Genomic DNA, 8,538 nt, shown 5'->3' with positions numbered 1-8,538 from the left:
GGCCGCCGCGCAGGGCGGCTGGTGGCCGGCGACCGGCCGGGAGGCGGCCGCGCCGGCGCCGGCGTGTCGAGCGCCCTCAGCCTCTGTCCGCGCTCGTGGCTGCCGGTTCGGGCCAGCCGTGGGCGAGCGGTGCTGTGGTAGGCGAGATCGCCGCCCACCACGGTGTCGAGGTGTGAGATGTACAGGACGCTCGTCGGGTGAGGGCCGCTCTGGCCGACGGCCTGCGGGCGCAGTTCGCGCCCGTCCGCTGGTGCGGGCGTCGGTCGTCAGCACGGCTGTCGCTCGGTTCGTACGGCGGCGGGAGGCCGGGAGAGGGGACGCCTGTCAGAAGCCGGTCAGCGTGATCTTGCCGATGGCCTTGCCGGACTCCAGGACGCGGTGGGCCTCGCGCAGGTGCTCGGCGTTGACCGTTCCGAGGTCGGTGGTGGCCGTGGTGGTCAGGATCCCGGCGTCCACCAGCCGGGAGATCTGTTCGAGGATGCGCCCCTGCTCCGCCAGGTCGCCGGTGCGGTGCAGTGACCGGGTGAACATGAACTCCCAGTGGAAGGCGATGCTCTTGGACTTCAGCAGGCCGATCTCGACCGGGCCGAAGTCGTCGATGGCCACGATCTGCCCGAACGGCCGGACGAGATCGGCGTACGCGGCGAGGTTCTGCTCGGTCGCGGTGGTGCCGAAGACGTAGTCCACGCCGTTCGGGGCCGCTTCGCGTACCTGCGGGGCGAGCGGCTTGCGGTGGTTGACGATGTGCGTGGCGCCCATGCGGCGGGCGAAGTCGGCGGTCTCGGGGCGGGAGGCGGTGCCGATCACCGTGAGGCTGGTCAGGGCTCGGGCCAGCTGGGCGACCATGGCGCCGACGCCGCCCGCGGCGGCGGTGACGAGGAGCGTGCCCGACTGCCTGAGCGCGCCGGTGTGCAGCCCGAGGTGTTCGAAGAGGCCCTCCCAGGCGGTCAACGAGGTCAGGGGCAGCGCCGCCGCCTCGGTGAAGGAGAGAGAGGCGGGCTTGTGGCCGACGATGCGCTCGTCGACGGTGTGGAAGCGGGAGTTGGTGCCGGGCCGGTCGATGGCGCCGGCGTAGAAGACCTCGTCGCCCACCCGGAACGAGGAGACCTCGGCGCCGACGGCGACGACGGTGCCTGCCGCGTCCCAGCCGAGAACCTTGGACTCGCCGCCCGGATCGTTGTTCTGGCGGACCTTGTAGTCGACCGGATTGACCGCGACGGCCTCGACCTGGACCAGCAGGTCGCGCGGCCCCGGCTGGGGCACGGGCAGTTCCGTGTCCACGAGACTCTCCGCGGCGTCCACGGGCAGGCTCTTGCGGTAGGCGACGGCGGGCATGGTCTGGGGGATGCGGCTCATGACTGTCACTCCTGCGATCTGGGATGTCCCGGCCCCGGCGGGCTTTCGCTGGGGCCGCAACGTAACTCCGAGGAGGTAGTAACCTGCAAGGGCTACTACTTCCTTCTGGGAAGTGAGCTGGTAGGGGCGGAACTAAAAGAGGAAGAGACCATGTCCACACTCTGCGGGAGCCAGCAGCACGACCATCACGACGTGTACGCCGCTCAATGCCCCTGCCGCGACGTGCTCGATCTGCTGGCCAACAAGTGGTCCGCGCTGGCCATCGGTGCCATGGAGCAGGGGCCGCAGCGCTTCGGGGCCCTGCAGAGGCGGCTGGAGGGCGTCAGCCCCAAGGTGCTCACCGCCACGCTGCGCCGCCTGCAGGACCGGGGGTTCGTGGACCGGACCGTCTATCCGGCGGTGCCCCTGCACGTGGAGTACGAACTGACCGTGCTCGGCCGCAGCGTGGCGCAGCCCCTGGCCCAATTGCGGACCTGGGTGGAGGAGCACGTGGACGAGATTCCCTGACGCGACCGTGCTGGGGGTGCGGACCGGGCCGGCGGCCGAGGAACTCGTCGGCCTCGCGGGCGAGACCTCCGGGTGCCGGAAGAGGAAACCGTGTCCCGGCGTTGCTGCCGCGGACGATCTTGGCGTCGGGCAGCGCTGGGACATCGAGTGGGCGGCGCGAGCGTCAAACCTCGCGTCGTGGACGCCATGAACGGGCTGGTGTCCCCGCCACCACCGGCGAAGTGGTCATTTCTTCCCCTGCCGGACCCCCTCGGCCTCCGAGCGCGGGTGCGACATCCGCGGGATGGATGCGGTGGTCCAGCCGGCGAGCAGATCGAGGGCCCGCCGGTCCGGACTGCCGGGCTCGGCGGTGAGCAGGTGGAAACGCAGGTCGGGGTCGTCGGTGGGGACGAAGGACTCGTTGCTCAGGGTGAGGCCGCCGACGAGGGGGTGCCGGAAGCGCCTGGTGCCGTACGCGCAGGCGGCGACCTCGTGCCGCGCCCACCAGCGCCGGAAGTCGGTACTGCGGTCGGCCAGATCACCGATGAGGTCGCGCAGTCCGGGGTCGGCGCGGTGCTGGCCGACATAGAGGTGCAGTGAGGCGATGGTGTCGCGGGCGGCCTGCTCCCAGTCGGTCAGCCGTATACGGGCGTCGGGGTCGAGGAAGAGGTAACGGGCCATGTTGCGCTCACGGGCCGGCAGGGCGTCGAAGTCGGTGAACAGGGCCTGGGCGAGGGGGTTCGCGGCCAGTACGTCGGTGCGGCGGCCCAGGATGAGGGCCGGAACGTTGTCGAGGCGGTCGAGCATGAGCCGCAGCGACGCTCGCAGGCGCTGCGGCGCCACCACGCCGCCGCGGCGGGAGCTCCGCGGGTGGGCGAGAGCCCGCAGGTGAGCGTGGTCGGCCGGGTCGAGTCGCAGGGCGCGGGCCACGGCGTCCAGGACGCTGTCGGAGACGTTGAGGTCACGGCCGCGTTCCAGGCGGACGTAGTAGTCGACGCTGACACCGGCGAGCCGTGCGACTTCCTCGCGGCGCAGGCCCGGCACCCTGCGGACGCCCGGGGCCGGCGGGAGGCCGGCGTCCTGCGGGGACAGGCGGGCCCGTCGTGTGCGCAGGAAGTCGCGCAGCTCGCAGTTGCTGTCGGAGGCGTCGGACGATCCGCTGCTCATGGGCTCGAGCGTACGGCCGCGGACCGGGTTCGGCCGGTGGCCCGAGGGGGTCTGACGGTGCCCCTCTGACGTGAGTGGCTGCCCCGGGGGGCGTGGTTGTGTGGGAACAGGCCGGGCGGTCGCCCCGCGTCGATTCCTTCAACGATCATCGGATCAGAATCAGGAGCACCTCGTGTCCACATGTCTTCAGGTGGGCGGCATCACCGTCACCGCGCTCAACGACGGAGTGAGCCATCTGCCCCCGCTGTTCTATCCGGGGCTGGACTTCACCGCCCACCCGGACCTCCTGTCGGACGACGGCACCCATCACATCCCCGCCGGCTCCTTCCTGATCAGGGGTGAAGGGTTCACGGTGCTGGTGGACGCCGGCACCGGACCGGTGGCCATGCCCTTTCCCGCCGACCTGGCGGCCGCCGCCGGTCTGGATCCGGCCCCGCGGTCGATCGCCGTCGGGGGAGCCCTGCCCGATGAGCTGGCGGCGGCCGGTACGGTCCCCGAGGACGTGACCACGGTATTCCTCACCCACCTGCACGCCGACCATGTCGGCTGGGTGGCCCCTGGCGGAACGCCGTTCTTTCCGAACGCCGACGTCGTGTACGGCGCCCCCGACTGGGACGCCCTGATCGCACCCGCCCCGGCCGACGACCCCGCCCGCATCGTGATGGAGGCCGCCGCGGCCGCCGGCGCCCTGCGCCCCGTCGACAGCCCGGTGGTGGAGATCGCACCCGGCGTGAGCGCTCACCACACGCCCGGACACACGCCCGGCCACTACATGGTGCGCATCGCCGACGGCGGCCAGGAGGCGTACCTCCTGGGAGACGCCGTCCACCACCCCCTCCAGCTGAACGACACCGGCATCTCCTTCCTCTCCGACGCTGACGCCGTACACGCCCTGAAGACCCGCGAGGAAATCCTCGCCCGTCTCGCCGGACGTGACGTCGCCATCGGCATGGACCACTTTCCCGGTCTCCGCTTCCAGCGCATCGGCGTGACGGCGGAGGGACGGACCTGGCGGGACGCCTGACGGGCGCCCGCCGTGACGGCCACCGGCGGCCTTCGCCGCGGCGGGGGCGGGGCATGAGGAAGGCGTCGTGCAGAGCCGCTGATGACGACTGCGTCGCGTCGGGCGACTGAGCCTCGAAGCACCTCATACGGCTCAGCGGCGCAGGAGGCGCGGCGCGTGCCTGTACGTGTACGAGCCGGTCGTGGGCCACGCGCGTGGACGCCTGCTCGAGTCGGGTGGGCACTGGCACGACTTCGGCGTGGGTCACTCCGGGCAGGCTGCCGAGCTGTTCGGTGACGTAGCTGAAGAGTCGGTGCTGTCGCGGCAGGTTACCGCGACGATGGGGCCGGGGAAGACCTGCAGGAGCAGCGTGGCCGAGGTGCGATAGCCGAACGCTTCCGGCATCACGTCCACGTCCACGGTGACCGCGTCGCTTTCCAGGAGTGCCTGGCGACGACTTCCGGCCCTGGACAGCGGCCGGTTGAGGGCGCGTGGGAGGACGGCGGAGGTGGCTCGGCCGCCGTGGCGCAGTTCCCGCAGGAGCGGACGGTCCTCGGGAGGCACCGGAGCGTACGTCGCCATGCGCCGGCCGGGGGGCGAGCCCCTGGAGCAGCTGCCGCTCCGCCTCCTGGCTCGAGTCGCAGGCGGCGTGGCGGGCGGGCTCGTGGTGGAGATTGGTTCCGCACCGCCGGAGTGCAGCGCGACCCAGGAGACGTCCTCGCAGGCGGCGAGCATGGCGCCCAGGTGTGCGGCGGTGCGCGTACTCGGCCGGCAGGTCGTCGCAGCCGGGGTGCTCCGCTGCCCGTCGCAGGATCGCCCCGGCCAGTGCACGCGTGCGTGTGTCACGCGTGCGTGTGTTCCGGGCGGCGAGGCGCACCAGTCCCGGCAGGGCGGCGGAGCCGGCGGGGAAGACGAGGTCGTCTTCGAGGATCAGCCGGTAGCCGACGGCCTGGGGGTGCGGCACTCCGGAGAACCGACGCTCTTTGTCAGCCCGGCGAAGCGGTTGGACCAGGGCCGTCTCCTGATGTGCGCGGTCCGTGCTGGTTGCACGGTCGCGTCCGCACGCGATCCGCCCCGTCAGGCCGGTTCCTCGGTGGCGTGCGAGTGGGTGAGGGTGAGCGCGCCGCCCGCGGCGACCAGGCCGACGATCACCGCGAGTACGGCATAGGTGATGCGCTCGCCGTGGAAGAAGGAGTGCACGAGCCCGCTGCTCCAGGTGCCCGCGGGCAACTGGGTGGTGACCAGTGCGGCGATCAGGGTGCCGACGACGGCGGTGCCGACGCTGGTGCCGACCTCCTGGGCGGTGTCGTTGAGCGCGGTGCCGATCGAGGTGCGGTTGGCGGGCATCGCCTCGACCAGGGCGATGGCGCAGATGGTCATGACGGTGCGCAGCCCGATCGTCATCACGACCATGCAGGCCGCGATGGCGGCGTACCCGTGGTCGACGCCCCAGGCGAGGCCGGCCAGCGCCACGGTCAGGCAACCCGCGCCGACCAGGCAGGCGGTGCGGTGGCCGAACCTCTTGGCCAGGCCCTCCGAGAGCGGAGTCGCCGCGATCATGGTCACGATGAGCGGCAGATTCGCAAGACCGGCCCGCACCGGGCTCCACCCGTAGGCGTACTGGAAGTGCAGGATCAGCCCGAACATCACGCCGGCCATCGCCACGGACGTACCGATCTGGGCGAGGGCGGCGCCGCGCACGGTGCCGTTGGAGAAGATCTTCAAGTCCAGCATGGGGGCCCTGCTGCGGCGCTCGTGCCACACGAATCCGATGCCCGCGGCGACGGCGCCCAGGACCGAGGCGAGGGTGGCGGCGGAGAGCCAGCCGTGTTCGACACCGCTGGTCAGCGCGTAACAGGCCAGGCCGATGGTGAGCACGCTCGCGGCGGCGCCGGGCAGGTCGAGCTTGTCGTCGGTGAGGTCCTCGCGCCGGTCGGGCGCCACGCCCATGCGTACGCCGATGGCCGCGATCAGTGCGATCGGCGCGTTGACCAGCAGCAACCACTGCCAGCTCGCGTGGGCGAGGGCGGTGCCGCCGAGCAGCGGACCGAGGATGAATCCGGACATGCCGACGACGATCATCAGGGTCATCGCGCGCATCCGCAGTGCCTGGTCGTCGAAGAGACGGAAGACGAGCGAGTTGGTGATGGGCGCCATGGCCGCGGCGGCGATGCCGAGTCCGGCCCGCAGGGCGATGAGCTGCCCGGTGGAGTCGACGGCGATGACGGCCAGGCTCAGCAGGCCGAAGACGCCGAGGCCGGCGAGGAGCACGCGCCGGCGGCCGAGGCGGTCGGCCATGGACCCGGCGGTGAGCAGCAGGCCGCCGAAGGTCAGGGAGTAGGCGCCGGTGACCCATTGCAGGGCGGTCGTGCCGCTGCCGAGGTCGCGGCCGATGGTGGGCAGCGCGATGGACAGCAGCGTGTTGTCGACCATCTCGACGAAGAAGGCCAGGCAGAGCGCGGCCAGTGGGATCCACGCCGCCCGCAGTGATCCGTAGGAGCGGGTGGAAACGGGCCCGGTGTCGGTGGTGGCAGTCATGACCGGCCTCCTTTCTGAGCGTGCGACCGCCGCCGTTTGTCGAACGACGTTCGCTCATGGAACAACGTTCGAGTGTCGAACGCTGTTCCATAATAGAACGGTGTTCGACAATGAGGCAAGTTGTGTTTGGATGGATGCCATGACACCGCCCCCGTCTCGTGCACGCTCCGCCGCCGACAGGCCTTCCCGCGGGCGCCGACGTGCTTCGCACTCGATGGAAGCCGTGCTCGACGCGGCCGTGGCCGTGCTCGACGAAGCCGGTGGGGCCGCGCTGACCTTCCGCACCCTGGCCGCCCGGCTCGGCACCGGTGTCGGCACGATCTACTGGTATGTCCAGAACAAGGACGAGCTGCTCGACCGCGCCACCGACCATGCGATCAGCGGGGTCCTGGCCGCCGTAGAAGAGCACCCGGACAGCGACGACCCCATCGCCGACCTCCGCGCGATGGCCATCACCCTGTTCGACGCGATCGCGGACCGGCCATGGCTGTCCGCGTACTTCATGCGCAACACCGACATCCAGGGCAACTCGCTGCGCCTGTACGAGCGCCTCGGCCGCCAGGCACTGCGCCTCGACCTCACCCCGCGACAGCGCTTCCACGCCGTCTCGGCGATCACGGGAGTGGTGGTCGGCTCGGCCGCCGACCTGGGCGCGGAGATCCCCCAGGAACTGCTCGACGGCGAGGTCGGCCGTGAGGAGTACCTCGACCGCTTCGCCGACACCTGGCGGTCCCTCGACGCCGATGAGTTCCCCTTTGTGCGGCAGATCGCCGACGAGTTCGCCGGCCACGACGACCGGGACCAGTTCCTCGCCGCGCTGGACCTGACCCTGGCAGGTCTTCGCCTCCAGGCCGGTACCTGACCTGAGGCTGATCCTTTGGAGTGGACACCCTGACAATGGATCTTGATGGTCCAGGGAGGGATGTCCAGGTGGGACGCGAGTCTCCGTACCCGGAGGAGTTCCGGAAAGACGCCGTCGCGCTACCGCGCCGCGGCAGGCAAGCGGACGTACGCGGCGGTGGCCGCGGATCTCGGCATCACCGCGGAGTCGCTGCGGACGTGGGTCCGTAGGAACGAGGCCGAGGCCGTGCCCGGACGCCGTGAGGCGGGCGGGAGCGAGGCGGAGGAGCCGGCCCGGCTGCGGGCGGAGAACGCCCGGCTGCTCAAGGCCGAGAAGGAGTGGCACCTGGAGCGCGAGATCCTGCGCCGGGCAGCCGCCTGTTTCGCCCGGGAGGTGAAGTGAGAGCCCACCGCTGGGACTTCATCTCCGACAACCGAGCCGACTTCGGCGTCAAGCGGATCTGCCGTGTGCTCGGGGCGTCCCGCGCCGGCTGCTACCGGCACCTGGCCACCGAGCTCGCCCGCGCCGAGCGCCAGGCTGAGGAGAATCGGACCGTGGCCGAGATCCGTGCCGTCCACGTCGAGCACCATGGCGCCACGGTGCTCCGCGCGTCCGTGCCGAGCTGCGTGGGAGGGGACGGAGGATCAACCGCAAGCGCGTCATCCGGCTGATGCGGATCAACCACATCGTCGGCCGGCACCTGCGGAAGAAGAAGCGGACGACGATCGCGGACCACACGGCGCCGCCCGCGCCGGACCTGGTGATGCGCGACTTCACCGCGGACACGCCGGACACCAGGTGGTGCGGCGGCATCACCTGCACAGCCGTCGGGACGACCTGGCTCTGCCTCGCCATGGTGATCGACATCTGCTCGAGGAAGGTGGTGGGCTGGTCGATCGCCGATCACATGCGCACCTCCCTGGTCACCGACGCGATCGAGATGGCCGTGGCCGTCCGCGGCGGCCGGGTTCACGGCGTCGTCTTCCACACCGACATGGGCGCCCAAGGCGAATTCAACCGGTCGTCGCAACACCTTGATCGTGGAGGTGTTGGATGGGACGACCGAGGAAGTCGATGCCGCAGGCTCCGGCCGGGGCGCGACGGCAGTGGGCCGCGGACCGGGCGATGCGGGCGCCGATGCGCTCGC

General features: G+C 71.2%; 7 protein-coding genes and 1 pseudogene. 4 read left to right on the top strand and 4 right to left on the bottom strand.

Going from position 1 to position 8,538, the window contains the following annotated elements; all coding sequences use genetic code 11:
- Nucleotides 1-324 precede the first annotated feature (324 nt).
- Complete coding sequence (locus tag UW392_RS33600) at nucleotides 325-1,356, bottom strand: zinc-binding alcohol dehydrogenase family protein (protein WP_320778976.1); 1,032 nt, start codon at nucleotides 1,354-1,356, stop codon at nucleotides 325-327.
- Between the two features lie 150 nt (nucleotides 1,357-1,506).
- Here UW392_RS33600 and UW392_RS33595 point away from each other — a divergent pair, with 150 nt between their 5' ends.
- Nucleotides 1,507-1,863: a helix-turn-helix domain-containing protein gene (locus UW392_RS33595; RefSeq protein WP_320778975.1), complete on the top strand. Its 357-nt coding sequence runs from the start codon at nucleotides 1,507-1,509 to the stop codon at nucleotides 1,861-1,863.
- Between the two features lie 225 nt (nucleotides 1,864-2,088).
- Here the strand turns inward: UW392_RS33595 and UW392_RS33590 are convergent, their stop codons facing one another.
- On the bottom strand, nucleotides 2,089-3,009 hold the full coding sequence (locus UW392_RS33590) for a helix-turn-helix transcriptional regulator (RefSeq protein WP_320778974.1): 921 nt from the start codon (nucleotides 3,007-3,009) through the stop codon (nucleotides 2,089-2,091).
- Between the two features lie 172 nt (nucleotides 3,010-3,181).
- Here UW392_RS33590 and UW392_RS33585 point away from each other — a divergent pair, with 172 nt between their 5' ends.
- Nucleotides 3,182-4,033 (top strand): MBL fold metallo-hydrolase, encoded by an 852-nt coding sequence (locus UW392_RS33585; protein ID WP_320778973.1) that lies wholly within the window; start codon nucleotides 3,182-3,184, stop codon nucleotides 4,031-4,033.
- Between the two features lie 243 nt (nucleotides 4,034-4,276).
- Here UW392_RS33585 and UW392_RS33580 read toward each other — a convergent pair whose 3' ends face one another.
- Nucleotides 4,277-4,432: a hypothetical protein gene (locus UW392_RS33580; protein WP_320778972.1), complete on the bottom strand. Its 156-nt coding sequence runs from the start codon at nucleotides 4,430-4,432 to the stop codon at nucleotides 4,277-4,279.
- A 657-nt stretch (nucleotides 4,433-5,089) separates the two neighbouring features.
- A complete protein-coding gene (locus UW392_RS33575) occupies nucleotides 5,090-6,550 on the bottom strand; it encodes an MFS transporter (protein ID WP_320778971.1) in 1,461 nt (486 codons plus the stop codon).
- A 214-nt stretch (nucleotides 6,551-6,764) separates the two neighbouring features.
- On the opposite strand from UW392_RS33575, the gene UW392_RS33570 reads away from it, so the two are divergent.
- Both UW392_RS33570 and UW392_RS33565 read left to right on the top strand, forming a co-directional pair.
- Nucleotides 6,765-7,412: a helix-turn-helix domain-containing protein gene (locus tag UW392_RS33570; protein ID WP_320778970.1), complete on the top strand. Its 648-nt coding sequence runs from the start codon at nucleotides 6,765-6,767 to the stop codon at nucleotides 7,410-7,412.
- Nucleotides 7,413-7,480: 68 nt separating this feature from the next.
- Nucleotides 7,481-8,397, top strand: a pseudogene (locus UW392_RS33565) (IS3 family transposase); the annotation flags it as partial.
- Between the last annotated feature and the right edge of the window lie 141 nt (nucleotides 8,398-8,538).

The organism is Streptomyces sp. CRN 30 (assembly GCF_034105845.1).
The sequence above is the reverse complement of the archived record's forward strand: the minus strand, read 5'-3'. Positions and strand labels throughout refer to the sequence as shown.